The sequence below is a fragment of the Aminobacterium thunnarium genome (assembly GCF_055390565.1).
In genome coordinates, this window is the sequence record NZ_AP042412.1 from 231989 (window position 1) to 246988 (window position 15000).

Below are 15000 nucleotides of genomic sequence, written 5' to 3' on the forward strand. Positions count from 1 at the left end.
CTATGATGAAGACAAATAAACGTTTTATGTTGTTTCTTATCATATTAATTTTCTCTGTATTGATTATGATCACGTATAAAAAAAACAATAAAAAGCTAGATTCTGAAGAGATTAAAACGGTAGCTGGCATACAGGCTATTCCAGTTACATCGTATGTTGTTGAGCGTTCCTATTGGGATTATTGGAAAACATATTACGGAAAAATTCGATCTGTATCAGAGCAATCAATAACTGCCTATGTTCGAGAATTTGTATCTGCGGTCTATGTAGATGTGGGGGATAAAGTTTCTGCTGGTCAAGTGCTTTGCGAGCTTGAAAAGATTACTCAAACGACGGAACTGGCATCTCAATTAACAGACTTTCAAAATGCAAAACGTGATTTAGAGCGAAAAAAGCGTCTTTATGATGCTGGTGGAATTTCAAAAAAGGAAGTTGAGCAAGCTTTGGCTCTTCTTAATGAAAGGAGGGCTCGATTACAGGAAGCTCAGACAACAATGCACAGAACAGCTATACGGTCTTCAATGGAAGGGGTCGTTATTTCTAAAGATATAGATGTCGGAGAGGTCGCAGAGCCGGGAATAGAACTTTTTCGCTTAGCAGATTTAAACAAGCTTGAAGTAGAGGTTATGTTGGCTTCTTCCGATGCAGTTACTCTTGATGTAGGTAGTCCCTGCCGTATTTTATGCAGAAATACCATAACTCGTGGATTTGTTAAGAGAATTGATCCTGAAGCGCAGTCTGAAACAGGTATGTATAAAACCGTAATCTCTCTTGAGCGGCCGGTTAATCTTTATCCCGGAACGTTTGTGGAAATCCAGATACGTTTAGATTCGAGGAAGAATACAATAGTTATCCCAGATGATTTATTGAGGAGAGAACGTAATGAGGTCTATGTTTTTATAATTAAGGAGAATCAGGCATTTAAGAGGAAGATTGTTCCAGGTCGTGCACAAGATGGTCTTTTAGAAGTAAGAAGCGAGCTTGAAGAAGGAGAAATTTTAGTCAGGCGAGGTGTAGATCAAGTTTATGATGGGGCTCCCATTCTTGAAGAGGTGTCTCCATGAAATTCTTGAGAGTCTTTATAGAACGTCCCGTTTTTACTAGCGTAACAGTCTTACTGGCAGTTGTTCTTGGTCTCTATAGCTATTTTAATATTGGTGTAGCCCTCGTTCCCGATGTGGATATCCCCGTTGTCTCTGTTATGACGGCTTATAGTGGAGCAGGCCCTTCTGAAATTGAACTTTTGGTGAGTAAGCCTATTGAAGATGCGGTTTCCAAGGTCGAAGGAGTGAAGCGTATTCGTAGTTATTCCTTGGAAGGTGTTTCTTTTGTTGTTGTTGAATTTGAGTATAACGTGAATATTTCAGAAGCAACTATGGATATTTCTAACCGTGTCAAAGCTATAAGCGCCACACTGCCAGATGATTCGGAAGATCCTGTTACTGAAAAATTCGATATCAATGCCTTTCCCTTCATGACCATTGCCATTTCGTCAAATCTTCCTCCTGAATATGCTTATGACATTGTAGAAGATAAGGTTCAGCGCAGATTGACACAGATACAGGGAGTTGCCAGTGCTGAAATTCTTGGTGGATTACAGCGCGAAATTCACGTGTACCTAGATCCTGTAAAACTCTATCAATATAAAATATCCCCAGAGAAAATTATTCAGGTTCTGAATGCGAATAACGTTAACGATCCCTCTGGACATATTATTCAGGGTAGAAAAGAACGTTCCGTTCGTGTGTTAGGAGAAGTGAAGGATCCGGATGAACTCGAAGATATCAGAATCTCTCTTGAAGGAACCACCTCTATTCGTCTTGGAGACGTAGGACAGATTGTTGATACGACAGAAGAACCACGAGGATATGCCAAATATGAGGGAAAAGAAGCCATACTTATCGATTGCATAGCTACTCCCGGGAGTAACGTTGTTGAGGTTAGCGATAGGATCAGATCAGAATTGGAAGATATTATCCCCTTTTTGCCGACAGGATTTGAAGTTACCATTACTGATGATATCTCCACCTTTATACGAGAGGCGATACGCAATGTTTTCCGAGATATGCTAATTGGAATTCTTTTGACAGGCCTCGTCCTTTTTCTATTTTTGCAGCGTTTTTCCCTGACTTTCGTTGTGGCGGCTGCCATGCCTACAGCTGTTATCTCAACATTTATTCCTATGTATATTTCAGATATAACTATGAATATGATGAGTACTCTTGGTTTAGCTATTTCCGTTGGAATTCTCGTTAATAATTCTATTTTGGTTCTTGAAAATATTTACAGATTCAGAGACTTGGGAGAGGAAGCATTTGTAGCATCAGAGAAAGGAACGGCAGATATTGCTCTTTCTGTTTTTTCCACTACGGCTACAAATTTAGGGGTATTTATCCCAGTAGCTTTTATGAAAGGGATAGCTGGACAATTTTTACAGGATTTTGCCCTCACTATTGTTTTTGCTACTATTTTTTCTCTATGGGTTGCTATGACATTGACACCCATGGTTGCTGCCAGAGTGCCCTATGGTACTGAACCATCTGACTTCAGTCGAAAGGCGACAGCATGGTGGTCTTGGCTTTATTCTAAATTTGATAAAGCTCACGATGTTCTTGTTGATAAAGCTCTTGACCATAACTATCTGACTCTTGGCCTTTTTGCACTTGCATTTTTGGCTTCGCTTTTTTTAGTTCCTTTTTTAGGTGTTGAATTTATTCCGCGAGTGGATAGAGGTTTGATGGAAATATCTCTTGAACTTCCATCTGCTTCATCCCTTGCCTATACAGAGGAAGTTACAGAAAAAGTTGAAAAATACGTTCGTTCTTTGTCGGGAGTGAAGGCTATAGAAATTGCCGTTGGCGGCAGTCGTTCAGAAGTTGGCGTGAATAGAAGCAGGCTCAAAGTGGTTTTGACCGACGATCCGAAGCGACCTTCTTCCTTTGAATTAGCAGAACGTCTTCGTGAATATTTTGCAGTTATACCAGATGTTACAGCAAGCATAAGTGCCTCCGTAAGTGGAGGGGGATCACCTGGTAAACCTATACAGATTCTCATTTCAGGCGAAAATATAGGTGAATTGAATAAAATTGCCGGTCAAGTTATGGAAAAGATGCGCCAGACTCAAGGCGTTGTGGATGTCGATACGAATTGGCGGTTGGGGCGTCCTGAATTTCAAATTCTTCCGATACCATGGAAGCTCGGGCTTTTAGGAATTTCTGTTCGGGATGTTACAGAGACGGTTCGAAACTATATTACCGGGAAAAAAGCAGGTGTGTTCAGAGTTGAAGGGAAAGAGTATGATATTGTCTCACTTCTTGATTTCCAGCGTAGATCTTCTCTTAATAAAATTGAAGAATTCCCTATTGCTACACCTTCAGGTTTTGTCCCCCTTTCTTCTTTAGCTGAATTTACCTATGGTGTTGGTCCGACGAGTATTCTTCGATCTGATCGGATACGTGCCATAACTATTGAAGCTGATGTAAATGGACGTAGCGTTGGAAGTGCTTTTGAAGAAATACAAGATAAAATCCACGAAATTTCTTTGCCCACTGGCTATCGCTTTTCTTTTGCAGGAGAAGTGGAGGATATTCAAGAAAACTTTTATTATCTATACGTTGCTTTTGGCATGGCTATAATTCTCACATTTTTAATGATTGCTGCTATTCTTGAATCATATCTCTATGCCTTCGTTATTATGATTACTCTTCCTCTCTCAGCTATTGGAGTTATACCCTTCTTATATTTTACAAGAACGGCTGTCTCCCTTTACGGCTTGCTTGGTGTCGTTATGCTTGTGGGACTTGTTGTTAATAATGCAATCGTTATTATTGACTATGCAGAAAAAAGCAGAAAAGGAGGTCTTGCACCCCGCGAGGCTATCCGTCAGGCCTGTCTTGTCAGATTACGTCCTATTATTATGGCTGATTTAACATCCATTATTGCCATGATTCCATTAGCGCTCGGGCTAGGTGCAGGCGGACCGTATCGAGCTCCCATGGCCATAGTGGTTATAGGAGGTCTTATAGCGGGGGGGACACTAGCACTTTTTGCTATTCCACCTATTTACACCATTCTTCATAGAAGGACTTCGGTATAATAGCGGTTGATGAAGATTCAATATTCTATTAGAATACCTCCTATTGTTAATTAAACTTTATGGCGACACTCTTTCCAAAGAAAAAGAGGTGTTGATTTTATGGAGAAGACGAATACTGTGCTTCAGCGTGTCTTGAAAATGGAGCCTGTATCATGGGTTAACAATCAAAAAGAGGACGCAGTAAAACTTCTTGAAACGCTTCCCATTTCATTTATGCAAATAAAGGATGCAGGCGATCGTTTACAACGGTTTGCTCCATTCTTAAAAAAAGCCTTTCCAGAAACGGAAGATGGCATAATCGAATCTCCCCTGTGTGAAACCCCCAATCTTAAAGAAGCGATGGAGACTCTTTACAAGCATAAAATAAATGGCCGATTTTTTGTTAAGTGCGATAGTGAACTTCAAGTTGCTGGTTCAATAAAGGCACGGGGCGGCATTTATGAAGTGTTGAAACATGCGGAAGAGTTAGCTCTGGAAGAAAAATTACTTTCTCCTGATGACGATTATTCTGTTTTTTATGAACCACGATTCCGTCACTTTTTTTCTCAATATAAAGTGGCGGTTGGTTCGACAGGGAATCTTGGAATGAGCATTGGAATTATTTCGGCCACCCTTGGCTTTCAGGTAACAGTGCATATGTCTCGAGATGCGAAAGAATGGAAGAAGTCCTTTTTGAGGAATCATGGAGTTATAGTCAAGGAATATGATGACGATTACTCGAAAGCCGTGGAAGAAGGGAGAAAAGAGTGCGCAAAAGATCCTAGAGCTTACTTTGTAGATGATGAAAACTCGGTGGATCTCTTCTTAGGATATGCTGTAGCGGCTTTTCGACTTGAAAAACAGCTTAAGAAATATGGAATTGTCGTAGACGATCTTCACCCTCTTCAGGTTTATTTACCGTGTGGTGTTGGGGGCGCGCCAGGTGGAATAGCTTTTGGGTTGAAGCATCTTTTTGGCGATGCTGTACGTTGCTATTTTGTGGAGCCGACTCATGCTCCCTGTATGCTTCTTGGAATGCTTAAGAATGATGATTCTATTCGAGTTTCAGATTGTGGTATTGATGGAGTAACTGAAGCTGATGGTCTGGCTGTTGGTTCTCCCTCTAAACTAGTAATGAAGCTTGAAAGAAATTTGATAGAAGGAATCTATACAATAGAAGATAAAGAACTTTATCGTCTTCTCGCCCTTCTTTATGATACGGAAGAGAAAAGAATAGAACCTTCTGGAGCTGCGAGTATAAAAGGGCCGTTGGTTACACCAGAAATTCCAGCAGAAGGAACGCACATAGCCTGGCTTACAGGAGGGCTTTTTTTGCCAGACGATCTTTTTAATAAAATGTATGCTAAAGGGAAGGGGCTCAGGTAATGAGTAGTTTGACTTCAAAAATAAATGTCAAGAACATTTCACTTATCATTTCACTTCTTTTCGTAGGATTTTTCTTGTCTTCTCCAGTTTGGGCAGAGGGGCAGTGTTTAACTCTTCCCTCGGAGATGTACGCACAACAAGAGAGAGATAAAGAACTCAGCAAAGAAAAAGAAATAGAAGAGAAGCGGCAACAAAAAGAGATGGAGACTCAAGTACGAAAAGAAGCCATTGCCGAATTTTTTAGAGAAAAAAATAAAAATCTCGAAGTAGATCGTGCAGAAAATTATGCACACTATGTATTAGAAGCAGGAAGTCAATTTGGTGTCGATCCCTTTATTATCGCTGCCATTATTATAAAAGAGTCAAAAGCCCGACACAGCGCTCGTTCTAGAGTCGCTTATGGTTTGATGCAGATCAACTGGCGTGTTCATAAACAAAATATAGCGAAAGCCTTCTCCCATATAAAAACTCTTTCAGATATGATGAAACCCAAAAATAACATTATGGTAGGAACATATATTTTTTCGTGTTATTTAAACTCTTCAGAAGGTGATATTATCCGTGCTTTATCAAGGTACTATGGTGGGAAGAGTGAAAGGTACGTGAGAGGAATTTTTTCTTACCGTCAGGAATTGGATAATCGTTTCGCTCAAAAAATAAACTTGCTTATCGAAGGTGCCTATGGTGACATGTAATCCTAATGTACGAGCTCGAATAGAAGCCCTTCTGGCTGTACTTTTTTGGGGCGGTTCCTTTACTGCCATCAAAGTTGCGGTATCACAAATATCGCCAACAACCTTGTTGTGGCTTCGTTTCGGAATCGGGACTTTTGTCTTAGGTGGCATCCTTTACATTAAAAAATCATTTATACATCTTCCGACACGTCAGCTTGTTGAACTGTGTGGCTTAGGTTTTTTGGGAGTCTTTTTACATAGCTATATACAGTCTGCTGGACTTCGAACGGCTGCTGCAGGGATTTCTGGATTGATTATTGCCGGGACTCCCATTCTTATTGCTTTACTTGGTAGTTTTTTTCTTAAGGAAAGAATTACAAAGAGACAATCTTATGGAATTATCTTAGCTGCTTTTGGGGTTTTGGTGATTCTTTCGAAGGGGAATATACACTTTTTTACGAAGGCTAACTATAATTTCGGAGAATTACTTGTTGTTTGCTCAGCTTTTACATGGGCGCTTTTTTCAGTTCTATCGAGAAAAACTGTGCAAACTCTTCCACCTGCTTTGTCCATGTTTTTTGTTATTGCCTCTGGGTGGATTTTTTGTTCTATACCTTTATTTGTTCATGGTTTACACGATATTTCCTATCTTGATGTTGCAGGATGGGGAAGTGTGGCCTTTTTGGGCGTTCTTTGTTCTGCTGTCGCTTATGTATTTTGGTACGATGCCCTCAAGGCTCTTCCCGCGTCAGAAGTCGGCGTTTTTCTTTATCTCAATCCTATAGTTGCAGTATCAGTTGCATGGTTATTTCTTGGAGAACCCCTTCTTTTTTCCAGTCTTTTGGGAGGATTGCTAGTTTTAGTGGGTGTAGGAATTGTCAATTATCACAAGAAAAATTGATGGTCACTCCTATTGAAAAGTTCATTGATGAGAATGGCTGTATAGAGAGAAAGTATCTCTTTGAAATTTTGAGAGTCAAGTCCACATATGGATTCGATTTTATTGATTCGATAGTTTAGGGTATTTTTATGAATATTGAGCGTGCGGGCCGCAGCACTGGGGCTGAAACGATGCTCACACCAAACTCTGAAGGTGTGTATAAGTTCTTCACCATCAGAGGCTTTTTTCAGAGGGGTCAGATGAGATGCCCTAAAACGTTCAGCAACATCTCGGCTGGCAGTTGTCAGAAGATCTTCCAACATCATTTCGTTAATAGAGTAGATTCCTGGTTTTTGATAAATATTTTTGCCAATAGTGACAGCTTTCCATGCATCTCGATGTGAAGCAGGAAGTCTTGATGTATCGTGAGCAAGAGTTCCTATGCCGATAACAATTTCCAATCCTTTTTCGTTTAAAAGATTTTGTAACGTTTCACATTCCTTTCGCGTTCTTTCCACCACTTGTTTCTCGTTGAGCAAAGCATTTGCCGCTCGAAGTATTTCGTAACGGTCGGGATCAATCATTGTTGAAATATCCTGTGGTCTGTTAAAAGCTGTTCGTATAGCCATCAGAACATCCATTTGTGTATATGGAGTAGAACCAACGCCAATTTCGTCGTCGGTCGCTCGAGAATAGAGCAGTTCTGCCGCAATAGCAATCCGAGGAATTTGAAGTTCAAAACCTAATCCGCGAGCGGAAACAAAAAGTGATGTTTCATCATCTTTTTCAGGGTCGAAAGCGGCAATTTGTTCCATAAGAGTTTGTATAGCCCGACTTCGAAGAAAAAAAGCTTCAGAAAACATTTTTTCACTCAAAATAAGTTCTGTGTGTTTTTTTACAAGCAAACCAAATTGGGTAACTTTTGAGGGCATCCCAGCAAGAGCTATTGTTCCAATTCTTTTTCCTGCGAATTCTATAGGTAAAGTGACTCCTGGTCTTATTCCGTCTAGAAGTAACGTTTCATTTTCTTCCTGTATTGAATTTATTCCCGTTCTTATAACATCAAGAGAGGGTTTGTGAAGACTTCCTTTTCGGCTAGGATCGCTGGCTCCAATAATAATTCCTTTTTCGTTTGTAATGATAATGTCGATGTTAATGAGTTCTGCTGTAGAAGATGCTATTTTTTGCGCAATTTTATCAAGCATTGGTAGCTGCTCCTTTTAGTTTGTTGTGGAAAAATATTGTTCAAAAGCACAAATATATATGTTTATAATACATAATAACTGTTCATTTGTCTCATGTCTTCGTGTCTTTCTTGTGTATAATATAACTAAGCAATAAAAAAGACAACTTGTTACTAAGGAGGCAATAACCATGAATGACAGATTTGTTCTGTCAGCCTGTGCCGGAATAGCCTTTCTGTGCGTCGTATTTATGGCAGGTTTAGCAGAGGTTATATAACTATAAGGTAGAGGATTGGTTCTTTATGAATGGCCTGGCCGTGCCATTAAAAATATATTCCCCTTTCCCACGGGAGGACAAAAGTGTCCTCCCGTTTATTTTTTCTTAAATTTGTTTACTTTGGTAAAGAAATAAATAGTTAAAATAACAATTCTCTTGTCTTTTCTATGCTTTGACAATAAAATACTATAGTAGACTCTTCAATCATGTGTATAGATCTATACTATAGGTGGGGGGTAGGGTAATGAAGAAACAGAAACTTGTCATTTTAGTTATCGTTATTTTAGTAGCACTTGGTGGTTGGATGATGGTGGGGAACAAACCCCAGGAACAGGCTCCAGCTCCTCAACAGCAGGCTGAGCAGCCAGCTGAGAAAACAGCTGAAGCCCCGGCGGAGAAGCCGGCTGAAACTTCAGTGGAAAAAGCGGCTTTCCATATTGGTATTTGCACCGGTACCGTTTCTCAATCTGAAGATGACCTTCGTGGTGCAGAACGGCTTATTGAAGAGTACGGCAGTGTAAGTGACGGCGGAATGATTCAGCATATTACTTATCCGGATAATTTCATGGTTGAAATGGAAACCACTATTGCTCAGATAGCTGGTTTGGCCGATGATCCCATGATGAAAGCCATTATCGTTAACCAGGCTATTCCGGGAACAACCGAGGCTTTCAGAAGAGTTCGGGAAAAACGCCCTGACATCCTTCTCTTTGCCGGAGAAGCTCATGAGGACCCAGGTGTTATCGAGTCTGCTGCTGATCTTGTAATTAACTGCGATAATATCGCCCGTGGTTATCTGATCGTAGCGGCTGCCCAGAAAATGGGTGCCAAGGAATTTGTTCACATTTCCTTCCCGAGACATATGAGCTACGAACTTCTTTCTCGCCGTAGAAACATTATGGAAGTTGCATGTCAGGATCTGGGTATGGGATTCCATTTTGAAACAGCTCCAGACCCAACAAGTGACGTGGGAGTTGCCGGAGCTCAGCAGTTTATTCTTGAGAAAGTTCCTGCCTGGCTTGAAAAGTATGGTAAAGACACAGCATTCTTCTGTACGAATGACGCTCATACAGAGCCATTGCTGAAGCGTATTGCTGAAGAGGGTGGATATTTTGTAGAAGCAGACCTTCCTTCTCCTCTTATGGGATATCCCGGAGCTTTGGGGATAGAACTCTCTGACGTTAAAGGCGATTGGCCTGCAATACTTAAGAGAGTAGAAGAAGCAGTTGCTGCTAAGGGCGGATCCAAGAGAATGGGAACATGGGCCTACTCTTATGGTTACACCACAACAGCAGCTCTTGGCGAATTTGCCAAACGGGTTGTTGAAGGGTCTGTTGAACTCGAAGATTCTGATGCTCTCTTTGAATGCTACGGAAAATATACGCCTGGCGCAAAATGGAACGGAAGTCTCTACACAGATATCGCTACTGGCGTTGTCAAGAAGAATCACGTTCTCGTTTATCAGGATACCTATATATTTGGCCTTGGCTACCTTGGCATGACCGATGTTACGGTTCCTGAAAAGTATTTCTCTATTAAATAGTCAAATAGGCCCCATAGAAATAGCGACCTAAAAACGAGCCTTTTCTTAGGGGAGGAAAATCCTTTCCTCCCCTTTATTTCTGCTCCTAATTTTCCAGGAGAATTTTTCCAAGGCTTGGAAGTGGAGAGGTGACAACAATGGCTTTATCTGAGCCCTTATTAAAGATGGAAAAGATAGGCAAGGCGTATTTTGGCAACAGAGTCTTGAAGGATGTGAGCTTTACCCTCGAGAAAGGCCAGATTCTCGGGCTTGTTGGAGAAAATGGTGCGGGGAAATCTACATTAATGAATATCCTTTTCGGAATGTCTGTAATCCAGGAAACTGGAGGGTATGAAGGTAAATTCTTCATTAATGGGGAGGAAGCTCAGTTTAAGAATCCTCTTGATGCTCTGGATGCTGGTATCGGAATGGTGCACCAGGAGTTCTCTTTGATCCCTGGTTTTACCGCTGCAGAAAATATTGTATTGAACAGAGAGCCTACACAATATAACGTCCTCGTAGAATCTTTTGGCGATCGTCTTCGCACTCTTAACACAGATGAAATGGAACTTCGTGGAAAAACTGCAATAGAGAAACTTAACGTTGTTATTGACTCTGATACTCTCGTTTCAGAAATGCCTGTAGGACACAAACAATTTACCGAGATAGCAAGGGAAATTGATAAAGAAAAGACCCAACTTCTTGTCCTTGATGAGCCTACGGCGGTGTTGACAGAATCAGAAGCAGAGATACTTTTGGCTTCCATGCGAAAATTAGCAGCTATGGGAATTGCCATCATCTTTATATCTCACCGATTACATGAAATCATTGATGTGTGCGATAAGATTGTTGTTTTACGTGATGGACAAGTTGTTCATGAAACGACTCCGGCACAAACAAACGTAATGGAAATAGCCACTCATATGGTGGGACGGAATATTGAGTCTGCTTTTGCTAGGGAAGAAACAGTAAGATCATTTGCTAAAGACATTCTCAAAGTAGAGCACCTTTGGGTAGATATGCCAGGTGAAACGGTGCGAGATGTTTCTTTTTCAGTAAAAGAGGGAGAAATATTTGGTATCGGGGGATTGGCGGGTCAAGGTAAACTTGGAATTGCTAATGGCATAATGGGAATGTACCCTTCAGGCGGCAGTGTTGTTTTTGATGGAAAAGAAGTTGTTTTAAATGATCCTCGTTCCCCTCTCTCTATGGGAATTGCGTCTGTTTCCGAGGATCGTCGTGGTGTTGGTTTACTACTAGAAGAGCCCATTTCATGGAACATTATTTTTACAACCCTTCAGATGCAAAGTAGATTTTTGAAACCAGTTTTTGGCGGTTTGTTTAAAATTCGTGATGAAGAAGCCATAAGAGAAGCTACACAAAAGTATATCGAGGCTCTTGAAATCAAGTGCACAGGTGAGCATCAGCGCGTGCAGGAGCTCTCAGGTGGTAACCAGCAGAAGGTTTGTCTGGCGAAAGCCTTTGCGCTTCACCCTAAATTACTCTTTGTTTCAGAACCTACACGAGGTATTGACGTGGGAGCAAAGAGAGTTGTACTCGATACATTGAGAGAATACAACCAGAAGAGAGGCACAACAATCGTCATGATCTCTTCAGAACTTGAAGAATTACGGTCTATTTGTGACCAGATAGCTATTGTCAATGAAGGCAGAATCGGTGGCACACGTCCTGCTACATGCCCATCAACTGAGTTTGGACTTCTTATGCTTGGTGAAATTAAAAATGGTGTGGAGAAGGTGGGTGTATGATGAACAACATACGCAGTTTTATTGAAAAAGCCGGCTGGCCAAGGGTTATTATAGCCCTTTTTCTTCTCGGACTTTTTGTCATGGCCCCCTTTGTTAGGGTTCGGGTAGACACTTCAATTAGCGATACTCTCGTTCGTTTTGGCATGAACGGAGTCATGGTCCTTGCTATGGTACCTATGATACAGGCAGGATGTGGTCTTAACTTCGGTTTGCCTTTGGGTATTATCGCCGGCTTGCTTGGCGCGGTAACTAGTATTGAATTAGGAGTAACAGGTCTTCCCGGGATTTTTACAGCCATGCTCATCGCTACTCCCATAGCGATTGTTCTAGGATGGTTGTACGGCCAGCTTCTAAACAGAGTAAAAGGTGGCGAAATGATGATTGCTACCTATGTAGGCTTTTCCTCTGTTGCTTTTATGTGCATTATGTGGCTGGTTCTTCCGTACAAAAGTCCTAATATGGTTTGGGGATATGCCGGAGCAGGCTTACGTACGACTATTTCGGTAGATGGGTACTGGAGTAGGGCTATTAGTGACATTTTGGCCTTTAATATAGGCGATTTCTTTTATTGTCCCACAGGGATGATGCTCTTCTTCGCTTTTCTTTGCTTTGCAATGTGGATGTTTATGAAGACAAAAATAGGCACGGCTATGACGACAGTGGGGTCGAATCCTGAATATGCAAAAGCAGCAGGAGTAAATGTCGATAGAATGAGAACTCTCTCCGTTGTTTTGTCAACAGTTCTTGGTGCTATAGGTATCATAATGTACGAGCAGAGTTTCGGATTCATACAGCTGTATATGGGGCCTTTTTATATGGCTTTCCCTGCAGTAGCAGCTATCCTCATCGGGGGCGCATCAGTAAATAAAGCGTCTATACTCAATGTTGTTATTGGTACGATTCTCTTTCAGGGAATCCTGACAATGACTCCATCCGTTATCAATAGTCTCATTGAGACTGACATGTCAGAAGTTATACGAATCATCGTTTCTAACGGTATGATTCTGTATGCTCTCACGAGGGTGGTGAAAGTGAAATCATGATGACTAAAAAATCGTCTTTTCAGGATAATTTATCCCATTTCTTTGTTAGTAACGCGGTGCCAATTATCTTTTTGGCGCTAAGCGCAGTGGCTATCCCTATTTCTCGCTTTTCGACTCAGTATCTAGTACAGGAAATGCTTGTTCGTCTGGCGCGAGACTCTTTCCTTGTCCTTTCCCTGCTTATCCCTATCATGGCAGGAATGGGCCTTAATTTTGGAATGGTGCTGGGAGCAATGGCAGGAGAGATCGGGCTTATTCTCATTACTGACTGGAACATTGTTGGTATTCCTGGAATGGTTCTGGCAATGATCATCTCTACTCCTCTTGCTGTCTTGTTAGGCTGGATGTGCGGAGTTATCTTGAACAGAGCCAAAGGGCGGGAGATGGTTACATCCTTTATATTGGGCTTCTTTATGAATGGTGTATATCAGCTTATCGTTCTTTATGGTTTTGGAAGTGTATTTCCGATAAAGAGTCCAGATCTTGTTTTATCGAGAGGTTTTGGTATTCGAAATGTAACGAACCTTGAGAATATCAGAAAATGTCTCGATAACCTTATTCCTCTTTCAATTGGTGGCGTAGCTATTCCTATTGCGACATTTCTTGTTATCGCTGCTTTTTGCGTCTTTGTCGTATGGTTCCGCAAGACAAAGTTAGGGCAAGATATGCGAGCTGTGGGACAAGATATGGATGTAGCCGAAGCAGCAGGTATTCCGGTAGAAAGAACTCGTATTATTTCTATCGTAATTTCAACGGTACTCGCATGCTACGGCCAGATTATTTTCTTGCAGAACATTGGTACTATGAATACATATAATAGTCACGAGCAGGCAGGGATGTTTGCTATAGCTGCTCTTCTCGTTGGTGGCGCCAGTGTTACTAAAGCGACTATTCCCAATGTGTTTATAGGTGTTATCCTTTTCCACCTTATGTTTGTTGTTTCTCCTATGGCAGGGAAATATCTCATTGGACAGGCGCAATTAGGAGAATACTTCAGAGTCTTTGTCTCGTATGGAATTATAGCCATAGCTCTTGTTTTGCATGCGTGGCGTCGTCAGCAAGATAAAGATAGAGCGCGGCGAGCCTTACGTGGGAATGCCTGACAAGGCATAGACAGGAGGCATAAGATATGAGACGATCAGCGGTTAATGTGGGGATAATCATATTTTTTGTGATTATTTCCGTATTTCTTTATAACGCAGGAAAAGGATATAACTTACTTGTAGATAATAAGGCTATTACGATTGATGGGCAGGAACTACAGCCCTATGCTTGGGTCAATGTGGATGTGAGCACATCTAAAAAGCCAGTTCTATTGAAAGCTGGCGGACGAGACGTTGTTTTTGTCATCGGAAAATCTCATCAGATTCATGTAGAAATCATGGATGAACAAAAAAACGTTATCAAGAAGATCGAAAAGAAATTCAAGCTGACACGACAGTCGGGGGATCTTCTTAGTATCCCTGCCCTCGGATCAGATGTTTCGCAGTGGATTCAGAAAAGATAGTAGCGTTTAAAAAGACTGTTATATAGTTATAAAAAAGGAGGAGCTAAATAACTTTGCTCCCCCTTTTTTTATGCTCTATTCTGATATAAAGTTTTCGCCCCATGTGCAAGCGAAAATAAAATCTTTTAGACTTTTTCTTTGTCGTGGCTCCATTTCCTTTTCTCTAAGAGCAGCGGGAAGAGTGTTCGGATCTCCTGGAAATCCTATGGCAAGAGCTGTTACAGGATCGTATCCCTCGGGAATGTTATACGTTTCCCGAGTACACTTTTTTGAAAAACCGGCCATCGGATGTATCGCCAATCCCATTCCTGTTGCCTGAAGGGCAATGTTTTGTATGGACATTCCAAGGTCATGAAATGCATGAGCGTTGGGTTTGCCGTTAAGAGAGAATGTTATTCTTGCCACAGATATAACGAGTACAGGTGCTTGTCGAGCCCATATCCTGTTTTGCTCAACAAGACAGGATAGCATTTTTTCGTATTCCTTTGGGTTTTCTTTTGTGGCGACAATAAAAAACCACGGTTGATCGTTATAACATGAAGGAGCCCAACGTGCTGCTTCAAAAAGGGAAAGAAGTTGGCTTTGACTTGGCATCATGTCTGTGAAGGATCGCGGACTCCATCTGTTTCGGATGAGTTCGTGAATAGGATATGCACTATCTGCGCTTTTTTCCATTTTTAGGC

At 41.3% G+C, this 15000-nt stretch carries 12 protein-coding genes; 10 read left to right on the forward strand and 2 right to left on the reverse strand.

Translation table 11 applies throughout. From position 1 onward, the window contains the following. Positions 1-2 precede the first annotated feature (2 nt). The 5 genes from ACZ5GY_RS01130 to ACZ5GY_RS01150 all read left to right on the forward strand — a co-directional run bounded on the left by ACZ5GY_RS01130 (position 3) and on the right by ACZ5GY_RS01150 (position 7036). Complete coding sequence (locus tag ACZ5GY_RS01130) at positions 3-1064, forward strand: efflux RND transporter periplasmic adaptor subunit (RefSeq protein ID WP_213690957.1); 1062 nt, start codon at positions 3-5, stop codon at positions 1062-1064. Beyond that, positions 1061-4096 carry an efflux RND transporter permease subunit gene (locus tag ACZ5GY_RS01135; protein ID WP_213690958.1) on the forward strand — a complete coding sequence of 1012 codons (3036 nt, stop codon included), beginning with the start codon at positions 1061-1063 and terminating at the stop codon, positions 4094-4096. The genes ACZ5GY_RS01130 and ACZ5GY_RS01135 overlap by 4 nt, the downstream gene beginning before the upstream one ends. A 99-nt stretch (positions 4097-4195) precedes the next feature. Further along, on the forward strand, positions 4196-5461 hold the full coding sequence (locus ACZ5GY_RS01140) for a D-serine ammonia-lyase (protein WP_213695964.1): 1266 nt from the start codon (positions 4196-4198) through the stop codon (positions 5459-5461). Next, entirely contained in the window at positions 5461-6156 is a 696-nt protein-coding gene (locus ACZ5GY_RS01145) for a transglycosylase SLT domain-containing protein (RefSeq protein ID WP_213690960.1), read from the forward strand. The genes ACZ5GY_RS01140 and ACZ5GY_RS01145 overlap by 1 nt, the downstream gene beginning before the upstream one ends. Next, positions 6143-7036, forward strand: a complete 894-nt coding sequence (locus ACZ5GY_RS01150) for a DMT family transporter (protein WP_213690961.1) — start codon at positions 6143-6145, stop codon at positions 7034-7036. Before ACZ5GY_RS01145 ends, ACZ5GY_RS01150 begins: the two co-directional genes overlap by 14 nt. Here the strand turns inward: ACZ5GY_RS01150 and ACZ5GY_RS01155 are convergent. Beyond that, positions 7021-8220, reverse strand: coding sequence for a CdaR family transcriptional regulator (locus ACZ5GY_RS01155; RefSeq protein ID WP_213690962.1), 1200 nt, complete (start codon positions 8218-8220; stop codon positions 7021-7023). The genes ACZ5GY_RS01150 and ACZ5GY_RS01155 overlap by 16 nt on opposite strands. A gap of 500 nt (positions 8221-8720) precedes the next feature. Here ACZ5GY_RS01155 and ACZ5GY_RS01160 point away from each other — a divergent pair, with 500 nt between their 5' ends. From ACZ5GY_RS01160 to ACZ5GY_RS01180, 5 genes are all read left to right on the forward strand, one after another. Then, positions 8721-10019, forward strand: a complete 1299-nt coding sequence (locus ACZ5GY_RS01160; protein ID WP_213690963.1) for a DUF3798 domain-containing protein — start codon at positions 8721-8723, stop codon at positions 10017-10019. Positions 10020-10156: 137 nt separating this feature from the next. Continuing rightward, positions 10157-11767 carry a sugar ABC transporter ATP-binding protein gene (locus tag ACZ5GY_RS01165; protein ID WP_213690964.1) on the forward strand — a complete coding sequence of 537 codons (1611 nt, stop codon included), beginning with the start codon at positions 10157-10159 and terminating at the stop codon, positions 11765-11767. Then, a complete protein-coding gene (locus ACZ5GY_RS01170; RefSeq protein ID WP_374047607.1) occupies positions 11767-12810 on the forward strand; it encodes an ABC transporter permease subunit in 1044 nt (347 codons plus the stop codon). Before ACZ5GY_RS01165 ends, ACZ5GY_RS01170 begins: the two co-directional genes overlap by 1 nt. Beyond that, positions 12807-13913, forward strand: a complete 1107-nt coding sequence (locus tag ACZ5GY_RS01175) for an ABC transporter permease (RefSeq protein ID WP_374047584.1) — start codon at positions 12807-12809, stop codon at positions 13911-13913. The genes ACZ5GY_RS01170 and ACZ5GY_RS01175 overlap by 4 nt, the downstream gene beginning before the upstream one ends. Before the next feature lie 26 nt (positions 13914-13939). Beyond that, positions 13940-14317, forward strand: a complete 378-nt coding sequence (locus ACZ5GY_RS01180; protein WP_213695778.1) for a DUF6672 family protein — start codon at positions 13940-13942, stop codon at positions 14315-14317. 75 nt (positions 14318-14392) lie between these two features. Here ACZ5GY_RS01180 and ACZ5GY_RS01185 read toward each other — a convergent pair whose 3' ends face one another. Then, positions 14393-14992, reverse strand: a complete 600-nt coding sequence (locus ACZ5GY_RS01185) for a nitroreductase family protein (protein ID WP_213690967.1) — start codon at positions 14990-14992, stop codon at positions 14393-14395. Between the last annotated feature and the right edge of the window lie 8 nt (positions 14993-15000).

Excerpts from the sequence above, each read along its gene's own strand:
- ACZ5GY_RS01170 (WP_374047607.1), top strand. The coding sequence starts at position 11,767 with ATGAACAACATACGCAGTTTTATTGAAAAAGCCGGCTGGCCAAGGGTT.
- ACZ5GY_RS01150 (WP_213690961.1), top strand. The coding sequence starts at position 6,143 with ATGGTGACATGTAATCCTAATGTACGAGCTCGAATAGAAGCCCTTCTG.
- ACZ5GY_RS01175 (WP_374047584.1), top strand. The coding sequence starts at position 12,807 with ATGATGACTAAAAAATCGTCTTTTCAGGATAATTTATCCCATTTCTTT.
- ACZ5GY_RS01130 (WP_213690957.1), top strand. The coding sequence starts at position 3 with ATGATGAAGACAAATAAACGTTTTATGTTGTTTCTTATCATATTAATT.
- ACZ5GY_RS01160 (WP_213690963.1), top strand. The coding sequence starts at position 8,721 with ATGAAGAAACAGAAACTTGTCATTTTAGTTATCGTTATTTTAGTAGCA.
- ACZ5GY_RS01145 (WP_213690960.1), top strand. The coding sequence starts at position 5,461 with ATGAGTAGTTTGACTTCAAAAATAAATGTCAAGAACATTTCACTTATC.
- ACZ5GY_RS01185 (WP_213690967.1), bottom strand. The coding sequence starts at position 14,992 with ATGGAAAAAAGCGCAGATAGTGCATATCCTATTCACGAACTCATCCGA.
- ACZ5GY_RS01155 (WP_213690962.1), bottom strand. The coding sequence starts at position 8,220 with ATGCTTGATAAAATTGCGCAAAAAATAGCATCTTCTACAGCAGAACTC.
- ACZ5GY_RS01135 (WP_213690958.1), top strand. The coding sequence starts at position 1,061 with ATGAAATTCTTGAGAGTCTTTATAGAACGTCCCGTTTTTACTAGCGTA.
- ACZ5GY_RS01180 (WP_213695778.1), top strand. The coding sequence starts at position 13,940 with ATGAGACGATCAGCGGTTAATGTGGGGATAATCATATTTTTTGTGATT.
- ACZ5GY_RS01165 (WP_213690964.1), top strand. The coding sequence starts at position 10,157 with ATGGCTTTATCTGAGCCCTTATTAAAGATGGAAAAGATAGGCAAGGCG.
- ACZ5GY_RS01140 (WP_213695964.1), top strand. The coding sequence starts at position 4,196 with ATGGAGAAGACGAATACTGTGCTTCAGCGTGTCTTGAAAATGGAGCCT.